The following is an 18923-nucleotide window of genomic DNA, read 5'->3' as shown; positions in this document are numbered from 1 at the left end:
CGCCGATATCCTCGGGCGGCATGTTCTCCATCCACCGCCACCACAGACTTGTGGAACGCCTCACGCGGGCGCATGAGCCAGTAGCGCAAGCGGGACCGTTCACACTTCACTGGCTCAATCCGCCAGGAGGTGCCGATCGTGACATCGAGCCCGAATTGATGGTGGTCCACGATCTTCACCTGTCAGAGATCGACAACAATGTCGGCAAACACATTCGGCACTCGCTGATCCCGATGTTGGCCAGCACGCGGCATAGGTTCGGGATGGATCTGCCTGTGTGGGGCGTCTGGGAAAAGGAACCCCACGCGCTCTTCAACCAACTCATGACGATCACGCTCTACTCCGTGCACGCCGACCCTTACACCTGCTCGCGCTGGTTCTACCGGAACACCCTGAAGGCCCTGCGTGAGCCGCCCGGCGATATCGATCCGACGGACTTCATCCAACCGTTCAGCGTGATTTATCGACGAGTGCGCGAACTGCGGCTTGGAGAATCGCTACTGGATGCCGGAACGTGTCACGGATTCCTGCCGCTGCTGCTCAGCGCAGATCTGCCTGCCACCGGTCATCCAAGCCCCCAACTGGTCGGTCTGGACATCGAGGAATTCTTCATCCAGGCGGCGAGGAAGTACGCCGAGGACCAGGGCATTTCGGGCGCAGATTTCCTGGCGGCTGACCTGTTCGACCCGCGAGTCGAATTCCTGCCTCGCTTCGATACCGTTACCGCCATTCACCTGCTTGAACATCTCGACAGCGACACAGCCGCTCGCGCCCTCGACGTGCTGTGGAAGCGCACAGCACAACGGCTGATCATCAATGTCCCCATCGAGGAGACTCCTGACCCGTACTTCGGCCATTGCCAACGCTTCGATGTGGGCCGCCTGGCTGACATGGGCGAACGGTTGGGTGGCCACAGCACCACCTTCGAAGACCACGGTGCATGGTTGGTCGTGGACCGTTGACCTCTGTCGGTGAAGGTCCACTGACGCACGACAAGGAGGAACCGAGCCCCCTGGGCAGACCCGGCGCCCGGGCGAATGGCGTGCGAGCTATCCCGATCCGGGCTCGGGCATGCTCGCGAGAACCTTGGCCAGGGCCTCGGCGATGTGAGCGGCGCCGGCGGGGTCGTCCATGAGCATGGCCTGGCGGACCCAGAGCACGTCGCGAGCCGCCGCCTCCGCCGACGGGCAGGGCTCCGTGCGGGCGCCCGCCTCGGTCAGGGCGGGCATCGTGCCGAGCGGCGGATAGCCGCCGTCGAGGGGGACCCCTTCTGCGGCCATGGCCGCCAGCAGGAACGGCCGGTCGAAGGGGACGTGGACGCGCAGCATGAGCAGGTGGCGCGAGTCGCGCGTGGTGCCGGGCGGTTGCGGGACCACGCTCGCCCATGCCGCGGGCAGCTCGCGGGCGACGGCGGCGGCGAAGGTGTTCCTGCGGTCGATCTCGTCGTCGAGCCGGTCCAGCCAGGGCAGCAGCAGGGCGGCCTGGATCTCGGTCAGGCGCAGGTTCCAGCCGACGCGCGGATGGCCGTACCAGGCGCCGTCCAGGGTGCGGCCGACGTTGCAGACCGACCAGACGGCCTCGTGGACCTCGCCGTCGCGGCAGACGATGAGGCCGCCCTCCCCCGCCGTCATCGCCTTGCTGGACTGGAAGCTGTAGACCCCGGCGTCGCCCAGCCCGCCGACGGGGCGGTCGCGGTAGGTGGCGCCGTGCGCCTGGGCCGCGTCCTCGACGACGGCCAGGCCGTGCCGCGCCGCGATGGCGTTCAGGGGGTCCATGTCGGCCGGGCTCCCCGCGAGGTGCACCGGCACGAGCGCGGCGGTGCGGGGGGTGATTGCCGCTTGCACCGCGGGTGCGGACAGGTGGAGGTCGGTGGCGTCGACGTCCACGACAACCGGTGTGGCGCCGGCGAGCAGGACCGCCGTGGCGGTGGCGACGAACGTGTACGCCGGCACGATCACCTCGTCACCGGGCCCGACGCCGAGCCCGCGCAGCGCGGCGAACAGGCCGAGCGTGGCGTTTCCGACGGCGACGCCGTGCTCGACGCCGGAGCGGCGGGCGAACGCGGCGACCAGGTCGGAGCAGGCCCGGCCGCCCTGTGTGGCGCCCCACCGGCCGCTGTCCAGCACGGCGGTGACGAGCGCGCGCTGGGCGTCGTCCATCGGGGGCGGCCACGACGGCCAGGGGTCGGTGCGAACGGGGGTGCCGCCGTCGATGGCCAGGGTCATGGATGATGTCCTTCCGCGGGACCGCGGTCGGTGGCGAGCGTCATGGGCAAGGTCCTTCCAGCGGTGCGGAACGGGCCGCGCCCAGGATGCGGGCGAGGTTGCCGCCCTGGACGAGCGCACGGTCGGCGTCGTCGAGCGGGGCCAGGGCGACGCGGCCGAAGCCGATCCGCAGGTCGAGGAAGCAGGCGTCGGAGCCGTAGACGACACGATCGGCGCCGACCGCCTCCGCCAGCCGGGCGATCCATCGCCCGGTCATCTTGGACCCGCAGATCTCCAGGTACAGGCTCGGATGGTCGCGGACGAGCTCGGCGGCGCGGGCGAAGCCGTACGGCCAGAGTCCCGCGTGCCCGAGCAGCAGCGGAACCCCGGGGTGCCGGCGCGCCACGGTGACGAACCGCTCCGGATCGCTCCAGGGCGAGTCCGTCTGGCCGTGGGCGAGCACGGGCAGGCCCAGCTCCCAGACGGGGTCGTAGCGGCGGTCGTCGAGGGCGCACTGGTGCACGTCCGGGTGGATCTTGACCCCCCAGACGCCTTTCTCGACGAGCCGGTTGCGCTGGTGCGGGTTGTACACCTGCCACACCCCGAACCTGCCGGGGTGCCGCTCGGCGGCGGCGAAGGCGAGCCGGTTGCCCTCCTCGGCGCTGGGGCCGACGGCGAGCAGGTGGCTGATGCCGATGGCGTCGATGCCGAGGCGGTCCATGAGGGCGACCATGCCGCCGGCCGACGGGTCGGGGATGAGGAAGTCGGGCCACGGGCCGAGGTGCCCGTGCGCGTCGAGGATCACAGCAGGCCGCCTCCCGACGCGATCAGGGCGATGTCGGCCTCCGGCAGGTCGAGGTGGTCGAGCAGGAAGCGGGGGCCGCAGTCGTCCATGATGGGGGCGCCGGTGCCGAACACCAGCCGTCCGGCCCCGAAGTGCCCGGCGAGCCATTCGACCCCGCGCTGGGTGTTGACGGTGCCGATCTCCAGCCACAGGTTCGGGATGGCCGCCATGAGCTCGCCGATGGCGCGCAGCCGCCGGTAGCCGGGGTTGAGCAGCAGGATGCGCTGCCCGGGCAGCTCCCGCGCGAGGGTGAGGAGCTGCCCGGGGGAGGTCTCGTCGAGGTCGATGGCCGCCGTGACGTCGAGCTCCGCGAGCCGGCACAGGGCGGTCGGCCCGGTCAGTTCGAAGCGGTGCCGGGCCGGGCAGAGCCTGACCATGGGCACGTCCCAGTCGGGCGCGGGCTCGAACGGGTCGGGCAGCAGCACCGGCACCGGGACGAGCCGGGGGTCGTCGAGAGCGAGCAGCGCCTCGTTCCCGGCGCGGGCGTCGGAGTAGACGCTGAGGGTGTGGGTCACGTAGGCGCGGTCGATGCCCAGCCGTTCCATGTCCGGCCGCGGGTCCTGCGGCAGGTCGTCGAAGGGTACGGGGCCGATCAGCCGGTGGGCGTCCACGACGAGGGGCGGCATCAGGTCTGCGGCGGGGTGACGGTGAGCAGCGGGCAGCGCGGATCGAGGTCGATCCTGGCCAGGTGCCGGCCGCTCATGGCCCACGCCTTCCAGGAGCCGGGTTCGAAGTGGAGCTGCGGGTTGGTGTACCAGTCGTCTCCCAGGCCGGTGGCCAGGTGCGTGGCCTCGGCTCCGAGCTCGTAGACGTTCCCGCCGCCGAAGAACGTGCTGACGAACACCCGGCCGCGTTGCGTGGTCAGCTCGCCGTACCCGGACAGGGTGCCCTGGTGCTTGACGGTCCTGGTGGCCAGGTCGAGGGCGATCCAGGCGCCGGAGTTGCGCTTGTAGACGCCGTAGAGGAGCCCGTCGTGCACCTTGACGTCCTGGAAGGTGCGGTGGCCCGCGACCGGGTCCACCTGCCACAGCACCGTGCGGGTGCGCAGGTCGAAGGCCGCGACGGACGCCGAGGTGTGCACCGGCGGGGTGCCGCCGCCGCCGAGCACGTCGCCGCCCAGGTACACGACGCCCTTGCGGGCGTCCAGCGACAGGCTCATCAGGCTCTGGCCGGGGATGACGCCCTTGTGGACGTCGATCCGGCCGGTGTCGGGGTCCACGATCGACAGGGCGCCCTCCAGCTCGGCGCCGAGCGGGGCGGAGGCGACCAGCAGCTTGTCGCGCACCGGGTCGTACTCGAGGTCCCAGGGGCGCTGCTGGCCGTGCCCCAGGGAGCCGAGGCTGCGGACCTCGTCGGTGCGCAGGTCGATGGAGATGATCTTTCCGCTGGGGTAGATGGCGGCGTAGATCTTGTTGCCGCGGCGCACGAGGTCCTTGGGCTCTCCGGGGACGCGGAAGCGGCGCTGCTCGCCGGTACGCAGGTCGCGCACGTCCATGAAGAAGTGACCGCCCACGTAGACGGCTCGGCCGGGCACCAGCAGCATGCTCTGGGGCCGTTCGGCGCCGGCCGGCAGGCCCGCCTCGATCAGGTCGGTGAACTGCGACTGCCCCGAGCTCAGGTCCAGCGACCACATGCCGCCGCTGCCGGAGAAGCCGACCAGCGTGCCGTCGCCGGTCAGCGCGAGCCGCCTGGTCTCGTCGTCCGGCGACGGCGCGTCGGCGATCCTGGTGGGCGCGCTGTCGCCGGTGCGGTAGCGGTGGACGGCGCCGTCGGGGCGCGAGGTGGCGTAGACGGTGCCGTCGGCGGCCACGACCAGGGCGTCGAAGCTGTTCCCGCCGAGCGGGACGCGCCGGGCGTCGGTGCCGTCCTTGCGCACGTCGATGAGGGTCTGGCCGCTCGTCGCGAGGATCCGGTCGCCGTGCTCGGCGACCACTCCGATGCCCGTCGTGCCCTGGGCCAGCTCGGTGACGGCGCCGCTCGCGCGGTTGATCGCGACGAGCTTGCCCTTGTCGAGCAGGCCCGCGTAGACGTTCTCGGCGTCGGCGGCGAGCGCCCTGACGTACCGCTCGCCGGGGGCCAGCACGCCGAAGTCGCGCACGGCGCCGGTGGCGGGGACGTACTGCTTGACCCGGCCGTCGGGGTAGGTGCCGGCGAAGACGGTGCCGTCGGGGGCGGCGGTCAGCGCCCAGATGTAGCCGCCGTTCCTGCCGAAGGAGGCCAGGTGCGCGACCTCGCCGGTGGCCGGGTCGAAGCGGTAGAGGTCGGGGACGGGGTAGGTGCCGACGTAGATCTTGCCGCCCGCCACGGTGGTGGCCCAGCCGCCTTCCGGCTCCCCGGTGGCGGGGCCGTCGGGCAGGCGCACGCTCCTGACGACCTTGCGGCTGCTCAGGTCGATCTCGGCCAGTACGGGCGGCTTCTGGCCGCGCGTGACGACGTAGGCCTTGCCCTCGTGGACCGTGGCGCCCACGATGGCGCCGGTCATCGACGCCGGCCCGAACGTCTCCACCCGCGGCCCGGCGCACGCAGGCGCCTTCGGCGGTGTGGCCGCCCGGGCCGGGAGCACCGGCAGTAACAGGCCCGCGGCCAGGGCCGCGAGGACTGCGAGGGGTTTCCGCGGCATGGCCGCACCTCCACGAGAGCATGTTGCCCAATTTTGGCCCAGACCGTAATGTGCGGAGCTGAATAAGTCAATGGAGGCGGTTGTGACGGCGTTCGACGCGAGCAGGCTGATCGGTGACCTCGAGGTGAGCTTGGATGTGGATGTCCTGGTCGGCGCCTATCCCGACCGCGACGGCCCGCCGGGCACGCCCCGGGCGGTGCTGGGCACGCTGGCCGCGCACCGCATCCGGGCGGGCGCGGTCGCGTCCTTGCGTGCCGCCCTGTTCGACGTGCGCAGCGGGAACGACGAGGTCCTGGCGCTGGAGCCGCCGGCGGTCCCGGTCGGGACCGTGGACCTGCGCGACCCCATCGGCGCCGTACGGGAGCTCGACCGGCTGGCCGGGCTGGGTGTCAGGGCCGTCAGGCTCTTCCCCGACGAGCAGGGGGTGGAGGCGGGCTTCCCCTCGGTCCGCCACGTGGCCAGGAAGTCCGCGGAGCTCGGGCTCGTGGTGCTGACCGGCGGTGACGTACGGCGCTTCTGGCAGCCGTTCTCCGGCCTGGACGCCACGGTGGTCTTTCTCGACACGCACTTCTACCACCTGGGCGACTTCCTCGTCGTGGCGGCCGACGAGCCGGGCTTCCACACCTCGACCCGCCTGCTGAACTCGCCCGACGCGCTGGAGACCGTACCGGCCGACCGGCTCCTGTACGGCTCCCGCACCCCCCACTACGAGCCGGTCGTCCCCCTGCTGCGCCTGGCGACCAGCGGGCTGAAGCCGGAGGAGATCGCCGCCGTGGCGGGCGGCAACGCGAGGAGGCTGCTCGGATGATCATCGACGTGCACGCGCACTGGGGCCCGTGGTTCTTCACCATGGACGTGGCCGGCGCCAATCTGAGCGCCATGGACCGGTTCGGCATCGACCTGTCGATCGTCTCGGCCACCGAGGCGGTGATCTACGACGCCCCCGCCGGCAACCGGGCCCTGGCCTCCTGGCTGGAGGGCCAGGACCGCCACCTCGGCTACGTCACCGTCAATCCCCGCAGGCAGGCGGACGCCGAGCGGGACCTGCGGGCGTACCTGCCCACCGGCAGGTTCGTCGGGGTCAAGATCCACACCGACTACACCCGCTCCCCCGTCTCCTCGCCCCAGACGCGTGAGGCGCTGGCCATGGTCGCGGAGGCGGGCGTGCCCGCGCTCGTGCACACGTGGGGCGCCACGGTGCTGGACCTGGCGCAGGCCTGCCTGGACACGCCCGGCCTGCGGGTCATCGCCGGGCACATGGGCGCCGACGGCCACGCCCACGCCATCGAGGCGGCCGGCGCCTGCGACCGCCTCTACCTCGAACCGTGCTACTCGCACGCCCCCGCCGGCCGCATCGCGCAGGTGGCGGCGGCGGTGGACCGCACGCGGCTGCTCTTCGGCACCGACTCGACCCTCATCGACCCGGCCTCGGCGTTCGGCGCGGTGGCGGCGGCGGGCCTGGACGCGGAGACGGCCGAGCTGGTCGCGTGGCGGAACGCCGCACGGCTCTTCGATCTGGACATTACGGCCTAGTCCGTTATACCGTGCGGCCACCCTCACAAGGAGTGACCAGCGAATGATCCCCCGCCGCCGTTTCCTCCAAGCCGCAGCCGCCTCCGCAGCCGCCTCCGCGGCCGCCGTCACCCTCCCTGCCGCTCCCGCGCAGGCCGCCACCCGTGAGCCGAAGGGCACGATCACCGACCTGGGCCCGGCCAGCGTGGCCAGCCCCCTGGGCAACGCCGAGTTCGTCGGCGACGTACTCTACCTCGGCTCGCGCGGCCTGGCGCCGAACGTGGTGGGCGCCTGGGACCTGGCCCAGGACCGGGTCACGGCGCACTTCGACATCCCCACCGGCGTGGGCATCTGGGCGATGTGCAAGGTGGGCACCGACGTCTACGTCGGCACCCACAGCCGCTCCGACCTCTACAAGATCGACACGCTCACCGGCAGGACGACCCTGCTGGCCCAGTACCCCGACCCCTACATCTGGACCATGGCCGCCTCCCCCGACGGCAAGGTGTACCTGGGCACGTCGCAACCCGGCCGCGTGCTGGAGTACGACCCCGCCACCGGCGCCACCCGCGACCTGGGCCAGCCCGCTCCCGGCGAGGCGTACGTCCGCAGCATCCAGGCCGACGACACCCACGTCTACGCCGGCGTCGGCGCCAACGCCCACCTGATCGCGATCGACCGGCGGACCGGCGACAAGCGCGAACTGCTGCCGGCCGAGGTGGCCGACCGCGACTGGGTGTCGAGCATGGCGATCAGCGACACGCACGTGGCGGGCGGCATGAACTCGCTGGCGGAGCTGCTCGTGGTGGACAAGGCGGACCCGGCCGCCTACAAGGTGGTCAAGGCCACCGCCCCGGGGGAGAAGTACGTCGTCTCGGTGCTGATCCACGACGGCTGGGTCTACTTCGCCGGCCGCCCCTCCGGGACCTTCTATCGCTACGAGATCGCGACCGGCGCGTACGAGGTGCTCGGCGTGCCGTTCCCGGAGGCGCAGACCGTCCGCATCCTGGAGCACGGCGGCCGCGTCTACGGCGTCCAGGAGCCGGGCATCTTCGTCTACGACCCCGCCACCGGCGACCTGGCCTACGTCAGCCACGTGCAGAAGGGGTTCCGGGCGGCCCCCGAGGAGCCCATGTCCGTGCACTGCGACGGCGAGCGGGTCTACGTGGGCGGCAAGGGCGGCTGCGACCTGCACGACCTGGCCACGGGCCAGGTCACCCGGCTGCCCATCCCCGGCGAGCCGAAGACCATCATGACGGCGGGGACGACCACCTACCTCGGGGTCTACACCCAGGCCGCCCTCTACTCCCACCGCGCGGGCGATCCGGAGGCCAAGCTGCTCCTGCGCACCGGCCACAACCAGGACCGGCCGAAGGACCTCGTCCACGACAGGCTGACCGGCCTGATCGTGATGTCCACCCAGCCGGAGCCGGGGCACCAGAACGGCGCGCTCGACGTCTACGACCCGAGGACCGGCCGGGTGGACACCTACCGCCCGGTCGTCGAACGCCAGACGGTGTTCTCGCTGGCCGCCCGGCTGGGCACCGTCTACCTGGGCACCAGCACGCAGGAGGGCCTCGGATCGCCGCCGGTGACGTCCACGGCCCGGCTGGCGGCCTTCGACCTGCGTACTCGCGAGGTGAGGTGGGAGGTCGAGCCGGTGGCCGGCGCGAAGGCCGTCACCAGCCTCAAGCACGGCGCGCTCGCCCTGTACGGGATCACCGACGCGGGCGTGCTGTTCGAGTACGACCCGCTCCGGCGCAAGGTCACGCGCACCCTGAAGGTGTGCGACCGGGGCGGCGACCTGGTGCTCGCCGGCAGGCACGCCTACACCGGCGACGAGGACGCGATCTACGAGATCGACCTGGTCAGGCTCACCTCGCGCAAGCTGGTGGAGGGGCTGGCGAGCGACTGGTTCGGCGGCGGCTCCCGGCTCAACATCGACCCGTCCCGCAAGGCGCTCTACGCGCTCAAGGGGCGCAACCTGATCCGGGTGGCCCTCTGAGCTACCAGGCCAGCACCTTGGCACGCTCGCCGTCAGGAAGCGCGGGACCGTACGGGTCGTGGGCGCGGTCCTCGGGGATGAGCCCCTCCGCGGCGGCGAGCCAGGACATGCGCTGGACGTAGCCCTCCATGGGAGCGGTGAACGTGGCCGCCGCCAGCCGGTCCAGGCGCGCGGCGGCCTTCTCGAAAGCGCGCAGGTCCTCGCCCTCGTACGCGCGCAGCACCGCCGCCGTCGTCCCCACCGACGCGGCCGCGATGCCCACGAGCGCCGCCTGCGCGCCCCACAGCAGCGAGGCGGCGAACATGCGGTCCTCCCCCGTGATCGCCAGCCTGCCGGCCTCGCGGGTCAGGGCGATCGTCTCCTGGCACGCCATCGCGTCCGACAGCAGCGCCGTCTTCAGGCCGGCGACACCGGGCAGGCTCAGGATCCGGCGCAGCGTGGCGGGCGGGCACGGGTTCGTGTAGAGGTCGAAGGCGATCATCGGCAGCCCGGCGGCCGACCACACGGCCTCGTGCAGCGCCACCCGGTCCCCCGGCTCGGGGAACACCAGCACCCCGTCGGCCCCCAGTTCGGCCGCCATCCGGGCGTCCGCGACCGCGCCGGCCTCGCCGCCGTCCCGCGTGCCACCGATGCCGACGATGACGGGGACGCCCGCGCGGCGGGCGCGGGCGATCACGCCGGCCCGGACCCGCGCGGGCAGGAACGGCCCGCGCCCGGTGTGCGCGAGGACGGCCAGGGCGTCGGCGCCCGAGGCGGCCAGCCGCCGGAAGTACGTCTCCGCGACGTCGAGATCCACCTCTCCGGCCCTGGTCATCGGCGTCAGCGCGGCGGCGGCCAGGCTCCCGCGCAGGCGGTCGCGCAGCCCGGCGGCCCGTGCGTCGATCGGCGTGCTCATCCTCGCTCCCCTCACCGGACGTTCCGGGCGACAAGCGTAGGCCGTCCCGATCAGCCGGTCACTTCAGGCCCGTCATCGCGATGCTGTTGACCAGGTAGCGCTGCAGCAGGAAGAAGACGACCAGGCACGGCACCGCCGACACGGCCGCGGAGGACATCAGCAGCGACCACTGCATCTCCTCCGTCTTCAGCACGGTGAGCCCGACCGTCAGCGTCCGTGTGGCGTCGCTCTGCGAGATCACCAGGGGCCACAGGAAGTCGTTCCAGTGCCACAGGAAGACGAACACGCCGAGGGTGGCCAGGATCGGCTTGGTCAGCGGCACCACGATCGTCCAGTAGACGCGCAGCTCGGAGGCCCCGTCGACCTTGGCGGCGTCGAACAGCTCGTCGGGCAGCCCCAGGATGAACTGGCGCATCAGGAAGACCGCCTGGGAGTTGGCCAGCGTCGGCACGATCAGGCCCCAGAAGGTGTCGGCGCCGTCGAGGTCGGAGACGAGCACGTACAGCGGGATGAGCGTGGCCTGGAACGGCACCATCATGGTGGCCAGGAACGTCCACAACATGGTGTCGCGCCCGGGGAAGCGTTTCTTGGCGAACGCGTAGCCGGCCATCGACGCGGTGAGCAGGATGATCACCACGGAGACGCCCGAGTAGATCAGCGAGTTGAGCGTCCACTCGGCGAACCCCGACGCCCTCAGGACCTGCATGACGTTGTCGAGGGTGAGCGAGCCGGGCCACTGCGCCGGCACGGTCGGCTCACCGCGGGGCGACAGCGCCACGACGACCATGGCGGCGAACGGGCCGAGCGTCAGCAGCGACATGACCGCGAGCAGCGTGTAGAGCGGCCACCGCCGGCCGTGGCGGCGAGGCCTGGTGGCCTGCCGGTCGCGGACGGCGGCGGGGCGCGTGGCCGTCATCGTCATGTGTTCTCCTTGCCGATGAACCGGCGCTGGATCAGCGAGACGACCAGCACGATGGCGAACAGCACCATCCCCCAGGTGGCCGCGTAGCCGAACTCCCAGAACCTGAAGCCGCGTTCGAAGATGCCGTAGATGAGGGTGTAGCTGGCCTTGGCGGGCCCGCCGCCGGTCATCACGTAGATCGTGTCGAAGACCTGGAACGAGGAGATGGTCTCGATCACCAGCACGAAGAAGATCGCCGGCTTCAGCAGGGGCAGGGTGATGCCGCGGAAGCGCTGCCACGGGCCGGCCCCGTCGACCTTGGCCGCCTCCAGGTAGGAGCCGGGGATGGCCTTCAGCCCCGCCAGCAGGATCAGCATCGAGTAGCCGAAGCCCTTCCAGCAGGAGACGACGGCCAGGGCGGGCAGCACCAGCTCCGCCCGCTCCATGAAGCCGACGGGCCCCAGGTCCAGCTTGGCGAGCAGCCCGTTGATCAGGCCGTCGAACTCGTAGATCCAGCGCCAGATGAGGCCGGCGAACACGAAGCTGGTCACGTACGGCAGGAAGAGGATGCCGCGGAACAGCCCGCGCAGGAAGACGATCGAGTTGAGCAGCAGGGCGGTGGCCAGCGAGACGGCCATGACGAGCGGCACGTAGATGACGGTGTAGACCAGCGTGGCCTGCAGGCTGGACCAGAAGTTCGGGTCGTTCACGAGCCGGGTGTAGTTGTCGACGCCGACGAAGCTCCACTCGCCGCCGATGTTCCAGTTCGTCAGGCTCATGCCCGCCGCCCCGAGCGTGGGGAAGATCCTGAAGATCAGGAACAGCACGAGCATCGGGAGCACGAACAGCAGCCCCGTGATCGGGTCGCGCAGGCGATCACGCACCGGACCTCACACCCTTCCGAGCAGGCGGGCCGCCCCCGAAGCGGCCCGGGATCGTGTCAGCCACCGCTGGCCAGCAGGTCGTTGCCCTCCTTGGCGGCGGCGTCGAGGGCCGTCTTGGCGTCCTCCTTGCCGATCAGCGCCGCCTGGACGTGGGCCGCGACCATCGCCATGACCTGGCGGGCCTTGGGGTGGGTGTCGCCGGGGAAGGCGTACTGCAGCGACTTGGCGAACTCCTTGGACGTGGCCGACTGGTCGGGGATCGTCACGTCCGTACGCGCGGAGAAGAAGCCGGACTCCTTGGCCAGCGGGCCGGCGACCTCGGGTGAGGCGATGTAGGCGGCGAGCTTCCTGGCCGCGTCCTTGTTCTCGGAGTGCTTGGCCAGGACCAGGCCGCCGGGGATGCCGAACGCGACCCGCTTGGTGCCTTCCAGCGGCAGGCCGATGCCGACGTTCTCCGCGCCGATGGCGGCGCCGAGCTGGTCGGCGTTGAGCGCCGTGGCGGCGTGGTACATCGCGCTCCTGCCGGCGGCCAGCGCGCCGCCCTCGATGTCGTTGCCCTTGCTGGCGGCGTTCTCCGGCAGACCGCCGAGCGCCTTGAGGTCGAGCAGGAGCTGCAGGCTGGCGATGCCCTCCTGGCTGTTGACGGTCACGCTCTTGCCGTCGGGGGAGAACACCGAGCCGCCGTTGGCCCACAGGATCGGGTAGAAGCTCTGGTTGAGCGAGACCTCCGGCTTGCCGGGGTAGTCGAGCACCGCGACCTTCTTGGCGGCCAGCTTGGGTGCGGCCTCCTTCAGCTCGGCCAGCGTCTCGGGCACCTTGGAGACTCCCGCGTCGGCGAAGAGCTTCTTGTTGTAGATGGGGGCGGTGATCGTCTGGTAGACGGGCACGCCGTAGAGCTTGCCGTTCACGGTCAGCGCGGTGAGGGCGTTGGGCAGGTAGCCGCTCTTGTCGGCCGCGATCACGTCGTCCACGGGCTCCAGGGTGCCCTGCTCGGCGTACTGGGGGATCTGGTCCGGGCCGAGCACGACCAGGTCGAAACCCTTCCTGGAGGCCAGCGCCGTGGTGATCTTCTCCTGGCGGCCGTCCCAGGGCTGCTGGTCGATCGTGACGTCGATCGCCGGGTTCTTGGCCTCGAAGTCCTTCTCGACCTTGTCCCAGAAGGCCTTGTTCTTGGCCTGGTCCGAGATGACGGGGTACATCCAGAGAGTCACCGCGCTCTTGTCCGAGCCCGAGCCACCGGAACCGCACCCGCCGATCACGACGCTGAGGGCGACCGCGATGCCTGCTGCCGCTATGTTTCTCATCGGCGGCGTTCCTTTCCTGAATACCGGTCCTGACCGAAACCTAGTGACCGGGGATGGTCCGGTCAATGCCTGAGACATGAACGTGACTACGACCGGCCGGGGTAGCTCGCGATCGCCTCGGCGACGGCCTTGACGTGCTCCGACGTGTAGTGCTCGTTCCAGTCGACGACGAGCAGGGTGGTGGCGACCAGCCGTTCGGCCTCCGGGCAGGGGGCGGGGCGGTAGCCCTCCAGGGGGTAGCGGGAGGAGCCGTAGACGGGCCCGTCCCAGAGGGGAGCCCGGTTGAGGGGTTCCTTCAGGTAACCGGCCCGTGCCGGAATTCCGGCCGCGTTCAGGTGCTCGGCCAGCTCGGGGGCGTCGCCGCGGGGCAGGAAGAGCGGGAACAGCCACCACGCGTGCCCGTCCGGCCGCGGCAGCCCGAGATCTCCGCCGATCTCGCGCAGGGCGTCGACGAGCAGGCCGGCGGTGCGGCGCCTGGACTCGACGACCCCGGGCAGCTTCGCGAGCTGGGCGCGGGCCACCGCCGCCTGCAGCTCGGTCATCCGGTAGTTCAGGCCCAGGCTCTCGTGCGAACGCCCCGCCGCCCGGTCCCACCCCTTGTCCGCGAACAGCCGCATGCGCCTGGCCAGCTCGTCGTCGTCGGTGACGGCCAGCCCGCCGTCACCGCACGTGATGTGCTTCCACTGCTGCAGGCTCAGGGTGCCGACGTGACCGGCCGTGCCCGCGTACCGGCCGCCGGGCAACTCGGTCAGCCACGCCTGCGCGCAGTCCTCGATGAGCGTGAGGCCGTGCCGGTCGGCCAGCCGGCGCAGCTCGCCGGCCCTGGCGGGCGCGCCGAACAGGTGCACCGCCATGATGGCGCGCGTGCGCGGCCCGATGAGCGCGGCCACGGCGTCCGGATCGAGGTTTCCGTCGGACGGGTCCACGTCGGCGAAGACAGGAACCGCGTTCTGCGCCAAGATGGGGGCCACGGTCCCGAAGTCCGTGATCGGCGTCGTGATGATCTCGTCACCGGGGTCCGGCGCCGCCGCCACGACCGACAGGTGGAGGGCCGCGGTGCCGGACGCGCACGCGATCGCGTGGCGGGAGCCGTACAGCTCCGCCACCTCGCGTTCGAGCGCCCGCGCCTCGGTCCCCCACACGGAGTTGAGCATGCCGGAGCGGATGACGCGGTCCAGCGCGGCCACCTCCTCGTCGCCGAGGGTGCGGCCCGCGGGCTCGGCCATGTTGGGAAAGTGCAGGGTCACCGGATAGCCTTTCGGTCTAGACCGTAAGTAAGGGGAAGGAGACGCGGGTGGGTTTCGTCATCGGAGTCGTCGGCCCGCACGATCTGGTCGACGACGTCGCGGCCACCTGCGAGGAGCAACCCGGGGTGAGCGCGCTGCGGCTCGACTACGACCACGAGTCGCAGGCGCCCGCCATCGTCGAGGCGCACGCGAGCTCGGTCGAGGGCTGGCTGTTCACCGGCATCGTGCCGTACATGCTGGCGCGCGGCGCCGACGTGCTCACCCGGCCCGCCGTGTTCGTCGACTACTCGGGCGCGACGCTGCTGAGCGCCCTGGTACGGCTCCAGCACGAGGGTCAGGACATCACCCGGCTGTCCATCGACACCATCTCGCCCGCCGACGTCACCGCCACGTTCGACGAGGCCGGGCTGCCCACCGGCGAGCTGCGCACGCTCGGCTACCGCCCGGAGACGACGTCCAAGAAGATCATCGCCTTCCACCGCCGCTCCCCCGACCACCCCGTCATCACCTGCCTCAGCTCCGTGCACGAGGCGTTGCGCGATGAGATGCAGGTGCTGCGGCTGGCGCCGTCCGAGCACTCCGTGCGCACGGCGCTGCGCCAGCTGCTGCTCACCGCAGAGGGGCAGGCTCAGGAGGACGCGCAGATCGCGCTCGGCCTGGTGGAGGTGGACAGCGACGAGGGCCTGCTGCGCGAGGCCGGCGCGCTGGCCGGCACGCTGGCCGGGTTCCGCGGGGGCAAGCACCTGCTGGTGACCACCCGCGGGCCGCTCTACGAGGCCACGGGCGGCTTCACGGGGCTGCCCATGCTGGCGCGGCTGGCCAATCACAGCAGCGTGGCGCGGGTGGGTTTCGGCCTCGGGCGCAGCGCCGCCGAGGCCGAGAGCCTGTCCCGCCGCGCCCTGGCCAGGGCCAGGCGGATCGGGAACGTGGCCGCCGTGCTGTCCCTGCGCGCCGACACCGACATCGTGCTGGAGTCGGTGATCAGCGCGCCCGCCGGCGGGCAGAACCTGCCGCTGCTCGCGCGCCGCGTGGGGCTGTCGGTGCCGACGCTGGAGAAGCTGCTGGAGGCCCGCGACGCGGCCGGCGGCGAGGCGCTGACCACCCGCGAGATCGCCGAGCGGCTCGCCGTCCAGCAGCGCACCGCCCGGCGCATGCTGCACCGGCTGGAGCTGGCCGGGCTGGCCGAACGCACCGGCAACCTGACCAGCGGATCCAGCGGCCGTCCGCTCACTCTCTACCGCCTGACCCTGTAGCCTCCGCCGGACCCGTCGCTCAGGCCAGCCATCGGTCCAGCCCCTGGGCGACGAAGTCGTCGTCGCGCAGCCACGGGTAGGCGGCCCAGACGCGGTCGATCTCGGCGAGCTGCCCCGGCGACAGGTCCTCCTCCGGGTCCAGGCACCAGCGGCCCGCCAGCAGCCCCTGGCGGCGCAGCACCTCGTGGATGCCCGGGATGCAGCCGTGGAAGCCGTTCGCCGAGTCGAAGATGGCCGCGTTGGCGTCGGTGAGGTGACCGTCCAGGCCGAGCAGCCGGCGTACGGCGGCGTCGTCGCCCGAACGCGCCCGCGTGGCCTCCTCCAGCAGCTCCACCGCCCGCCGGACCCAGACCGCCCACTGCCCGAGCAGGCCGCCCACGAACTCGACGTCCACCTGCCGCCCGTCCACGACCACCCGGTGGGAGGTGATGAGGTCGGCGAGGATGTGGTCGTCGTTGCCCGTGTAGAGCGCCACCTCCCCCGCCCGGCCCGCCCGCACGACGCCGTGCAGCACGTCGAGGGTGCGGTACCGGTCGAAGGGCGCGACCTTGACGCCCACGACGGACTCGATGCCCGCCAGCCGCGTCCAGAAGTCGCGCGACAGGGGCCGCCCGCCGACCGCGGGCTGCAGGTAGAAGCCGATCACGGGCAGCACCTCGCCCACGGCCCTGGCCCGCTCGATCAGCCCGTCCTCGTCGAACTCCCGGTACGGGCTCAGCAACACCATGTGGTAGCCGAGCGACCGGGCCAGCTCCGCCTCGGCCACCGCCTGGTCGGTGGGCCCGGTCACGCCGGCGACCAGCACCACCTCGCGCTCGAACTCCTTCGCCGTTCCTGCGGCCAGTTCGAGCACGGGCGCGAGCAGGCCGGTGCCGTGGATGGCGAACTGCGTGGTGTGCACGCCCACCGCCAGCCCGCCCGCGCCGGCCTCGACGTAGTAGCGCGTCAGGGCGCGCTGGCGGCGCTCGTCCAGCCTCCTGTCCGCGGTCAGGGCCAGCGGATGCGCCGGGATCACCAGGCCGCGCCTGAACAGGTCGCGTACGGACTCCTGTGCCTGTGGAGCCTGCGCCTCTGAAGCCGTGCCGAGCACGTGAGGTCCCCCTTCGCCGTGTGAGATGAGCACGCCCGCCTGCCTGGTACGCGGCGGGCACGTGCGTCAGAAACGCCCGTCGCGGCGTTCGAACTTGGTGGGCTTGCCCAGCAGCGGCCCGCCGTCGGCGACCCAGCGCGCCGTGTGCTCGATCAGCTCGGCGGGGGTCAGCTCGGGGTAGCCGAACAGGCGGTGGCAGCGGGAGGCGTTCGACAGCAGCGCCATCGGCGCCTCCTCGCCGGTGAACACCGGCTCCTTGCCCAGCGCCTCGCCGAGCGCCGACGCCGCCTGCCGCACCGAGATCAGCTCGGGGCCGGTGACGTTGAGCACGAACGGCGGCACGCCGGCGTGCAGCAGCGACCGCAGCGTCACCTCGTTGGCGTAGCCCTGCCAGACCACGTTCACCTGGCCCGTGGTCAGGTCGACGGGCTCCCCGGCGAGCACCTTCTGGGCGAGGTCGACCAGCACGCCGTAGCGCAGCTCGACCGCGTAGTTGAGGCGCAGCAGCGCCGTGGGGGTGCGGTTCTTCCCGGCGAAGTGCGTCAGCACGCGCTCCCTGCCCAGGCAGCTCATCGCGTAGTCGCCGACGGGCCCGGTGGGCGAGCTCTCGGTGCTGCCGCCGCCGGTGACGGGGACGAGGGGATAGACGTTCCCGGTGGACAGCGCGGCGATCCTGCTCCCCGCGAACCGGTCGGCGACGCGGCCCGGCAGGTAGGTGTTGGTGAACCAGGCGGCGTGCTCCTGGCCGCTGCTCGTGCCGAACTTGGCTCCGACCAGGAACACCACGTTCGGCGCGTCCGGCAGCTCGTGCAGGGCCCGCTCGTCGGCTACGTCGGCCGTGACCACCGTGGCGCCCTCGTCCTGGAGCGCCCGGGCCAGGCCCGGCTCGGAGAAGCGGGACACCGCGATGATCCGCCTGTCTCCGCCGGTGGCCCTCAGGGCCAGGCGTACGAGGCTCGGGCCGAGCTTGCCGCCGGCGCCCAGGATCATGATGTCGCCGTCGAGCTTGCCCAGATCGTCGACGAGCCCGGGGCTCGGCCGCGCGAGCCGCTCCTCGAGTTCCGCTGTCGTCCGCACGCGGTCTCCTCCGTCCATGATTTACGGTCCAGACCGTAACTTGGCGAAGCTCCGGCTGTCAACGGGAGGGGCGGCCGGGGCATGGGTGAACGCCGGACGCCGCTCGTCCAGGAGCACGCGCCCAGGCGTCAGACCCTCAGTCGTTCAGAAGTCCTCGCGCGCGCGGACCAGCACGTCGAGAACGGCCCTGGTCTCCGCCCACGGCACGGGACTCGGCGCGCCGCCCACCATCGCGAGGAACGCCTCGATCGTCCCCTCGTACCCGAGACCGCGGACCACGTCGTCCCCGCCCTCGATCACGATCGTCTCGCTGCCGTCGCGCGTGTGCAGCGTGACGCTGTAGGACTCCGACTCTGACACGCCGAGGACTTCGACGGTGCCGGTGATGCCGTCGTCCCAGCGCAGCGCCATCACCCCGGTGTCCTCCGAGCGGAGCGTCGCGTAGTGCCGCCTCGCCCCCGCCGCGCCCACCAGCCGTACCTCGGGCCCGAGCAGCGCCACCAGCAGCTCCACCCCGTGGATGCCCATGGTGACCATCGTGCCGCCGCCCTCCCCCGGCGTGTCCTGCCAGGCGTTGTAGCCGGTCGCCCACATGCCCACGTCGTGCCGCACGGTGGCCCGCACCGCCAGCACCCGGTCACGATCGATCCGGGCCCCCGCGAACGCGGGCGCGAACCGCAGCACCGAACTGGACAGCACGCGGTCGTGGATCGGCAACCGGTCGAGCTGCTCCAGCTGCGCCCGGCTGGCGGCGGCGGGCTTGTTCACGAAGCAGGGCAGCCCGGTCTCCAGCACCTCGGCCAGCGCCTGCGGGACCTGCGGGTTGGGCACGGTCAGCACCACCCCGTCGAGCCGGCCCGCCAGCACCTCCGCCAGGCTGCCCGCCACCTTGGCCTGCGGGTGCTCGGCGGTGAACCGGCCGAGCCGCTCTGGATCCTGCTCCCACACCACGAGTTCGGCATGGCGGGACAGGGTGCGGGCGTCGGTGTAGGGGTGGCTGGTGGCGAGCCCAGCGAGTGCGATGCGCACGGTTCGACCTTCCATGTCCGGTAACGGCTGCGGAAAGCGTAGCCATCCCCTGGCTTGT

Annotated in this window: 17 protein-coding genes; 5 read left to right on the top strand and 12 right to left on the bottom strand. The window is 71.8% G+C overall.

What is annotated here, in order from left to right:
- The first annotated feature begins 20 nt into the window (after window positions 1–20).
- On the top strand, window positions 21–962 hold the full coding sequence (locus AB0I79_RS45755; RefSeq protein ID WP_357887358.1) for a class I SAM-dependent methyltransferase: 942 nt from the start codon (window positions 21–23) through the stop codon (window positions 960–962).
- Between the two features lie 87 nt (window positions 963–1049).
- Here AB0I79_RS45755 and AB0I79_RS45750 read toward each other — a convergent pair whose 3' ends face one another.
- The 4 genes from AB0I79_RS45750 to AB0I79_RS45735 are packed head-to-tail and all read right to left on the bottom strand — an operon-like array spanning window position 1050 to window position 5668.
- Window positions 1050–2225: a DegT/DnrJ/EryC1/StrS family aminotransferase gene (locus tag AB0I79_RS45750; RefSeq protein ID WP_357887355.1), complete on the bottom strand. Its 1176-nt coding sequence runs from the start codon at window positions 2223–2225 to the stop codon at window positions 1050–1052.
- 40 nt (window positions 2226–2265) lie between these two features.
- Window positions 2266–3009, bottom strand: a complete 744-nt coding sequence (locus AB0I79_RS45745) for an amidohydrolase family protein (protein WP_357887352.1) — start codon at window positions 3007–3009, stop codon at window positions 2266–2268.
- Complete coding sequence (locus tag AB0I79_RS45740; protein WP_357887349.1) at window positions 3006–3674, bottom strand: amidohydrolase family protein; 669 nt, start codon at window positions 3672–3674, stop codon at window positions 3006–3008. The genes AB0I79_RS45745 and AB0I79_RS45740 overlap by 4 nt, the downstream gene beginning before the upstream one ends.
- Window positions 3674–5668 (bottom strand): hypothetical protein, encoded by a 1995-nt coding sequence (locus tag AB0I79_RS45735; protein ID WP_357887346.1) that lies wholly within the window; start codon window positions 5666–5668, stop codon window positions 3674–3676. The genes AB0I79_RS45740 and AB0I79_RS45735 overlap by 1 nt, the downstream gene beginning before the upstream one ends.
- Window positions 5669–5750: 82 nt before the next feature.
- Between AB0I79_RS45735 and AB0I79_RS45730 the strand changes: the two genes are divergently transcribed.
- Genes AB0I79_RS45730 through AB0I79_RS45720 form a run of 3 tightly spaced genes read left to right on the top strand, consistent with a single transcriptional unit; the run spans window position 5751 to window position 9185 of the window.
- Window positions 5751–6476 carry a hypothetical protein gene (locus AB0I79_RS45730; RefSeq protein ID WP_357887343.1) on the top strand — a complete coding sequence of 242 codons (726 nt, stop codon included), beginning with the start codon at window positions 5751–5753 and terminating at the stop codon, window positions 6474–6476.
- A complete protein-coding gene (locus AB0I79_RS45725) occupies window positions 6473–7201 on the top strand; it encodes an amidohydrolase family protein (RefSeq protein ID WP_357887340.1) in 729 nt (242 codons plus the stop codon). The genes AB0I79_RS45730 and AB0I79_RS45725 overlap by 4 nt, the downstream gene beginning before the upstream one ends.
- Before the next feature lie 43 nt (window positions 7202–7244).
- Window positions 7245–9185 carry a hypothetical protein gene (locus tag AB0I79_RS45720; RefSeq protein ID WP_357887337.1) on the top strand — a complete coding sequence of 647 codons (1941 nt, stop codon included), beginning with the start codon at window positions 7245–7247 and terminating at the stop codon, window positions 9183–9185.
- Between the two features lies 1 nt (window position 9186).
- Here the strand turns inward: AB0I79_RS45720 and AB0I79_RS45715 are convergent, their stop codons facing one another.
- From AB0I79_RS45715 to AB0I79_RS45695, 5 genes are all read right to left on the bottom strand, one after another.
- On the bottom strand, window positions 9187–10080 hold the full coding sequence (locus tag AB0I79_RS45715; protein WP_357887334.1) for a dihydrodipicolinate synthase family protein: 894 nt from the start codon (window positions 10078–10080) through the stop codon (window positions 9187–9189).
- Between the two features lie 58 nt (window positions 10081–10138).
- On the bottom strand, window positions 10139–11002 hold the full coding sequence (locus AB0I79_RS45710) for a carbohydrate ABC transporter permease (RefSeq protein ID WP_357887331.1): 864 nt from the start codon (window positions 11000–11002) through the stop codon (window positions 10139–10141).
- Entirely contained in the window at window positions 10999–11865 is an 867-nt protein-coding gene (locus AB0I79_RS45705) for a sugar ABC transporter permease (protein WP_357887328.1), read from the bottom strand. Before AB0I79_RS45705 ends, AB0I79_RS45710 begins: the two co-directional genes overlap by 4 nt.
- A 56-nt stretch (window positions 11866–11921) precedes the next feature.
- Window positions 11922–13169 (bottom strand): sugar ABC transporter substrate-binding protein, encoded by a 1248-nt coding sequence (locus AB0I79_RS45700; RefSeq protein ID WP_357887325.1) that lies wholly within the window; start codon window positions 13167–13169, stop codon window positions 11922–11924.
- 86 nt (window positions 13170–13255) lie between these two features.
- Window positions 13256–14416, bottom strand: coding sequence for a DegT/DnrJ/EryC1/StrS family aminotransferase (locus AB0I79_RS45695; protein ID WP_357887322.1), 1161 nt, complete (start codon window positions 14414–14416; stop codon window positions 13256–13258).
- 47 nt (window positions 14417–14463) lie between these two features.
- Between AB0I79_RS45695 and AB0I79_RS45690 the strand changes: the two genes are divergently transcribed.
- Window positions 14464–15669 (top strand): hypothetical protein, encoded by a 1206-nt coding sequence (locus AB0I79_RS45690; RefSeq protein ID WP_357887319.1) that lies wholly within the window; start codon window positions 14464–14466, stop codon window positions 15667–15669.
- A gap of 19 nt (window positions 15670–15688) precedes the next feature.
- Here AB0I79_RS45690 and AB0I79_RS45685 read toward each other — a convergent pair whose 3' ends face one another.
- The 3 genes from AB0I79_RS45685 to AB0I79_RS45675 form a co-directional block, all read right to left on the bottom strand.
- Entirely contained in the window at window positions 15689–16759 is a 1071-nt protein-coding gene (locus tag AB0I79_RS45685) for a dihydrodipicolinate synthase family protein (protein WP_357887316.1), read from the bottom strand.
- A 66-nt stretch (window positions 16760–16825) separates the two neighbouring features.
- Complete coding sequence (locus AB0I79_RS45680; protein WP_357887313.1) at window positions 16826–17836, bottom strand: NAD-dependent epimerase/dehydratase family protein; 1011 nt, start codon at window positions 17834–17836, stop codon at window positions 16826–16828.
- 144 nt (window positions 17837–17980) lie between these two features.
- A complete protein-coding gene (locus AB0I79_RS45675; protein ID WP_357887310.1) occupies window positions 17981–18865 on the bottom strand; it encodes a Gfo/Idh/MocA family oxidoreductase in 885 nt (294 codons plus the stop codon).
- Window positions 18866–18923: the final 58 nt, after the last annotated feature.

Source organism: Nonomuraea sp. NPDC050202, from assembly GCF_040656115.1.
Classification (GTDB): Bacteria; Actinomycetota; Actinomycetes; order Streptosporangiales; family Streptosporangiaceae; genus Nonomuraea.
The sequence above is the reverse complement of the archived record's forward strand: the minus strand, read 5'-3'. Positions and strand labels throughout refer to the sequence as shown.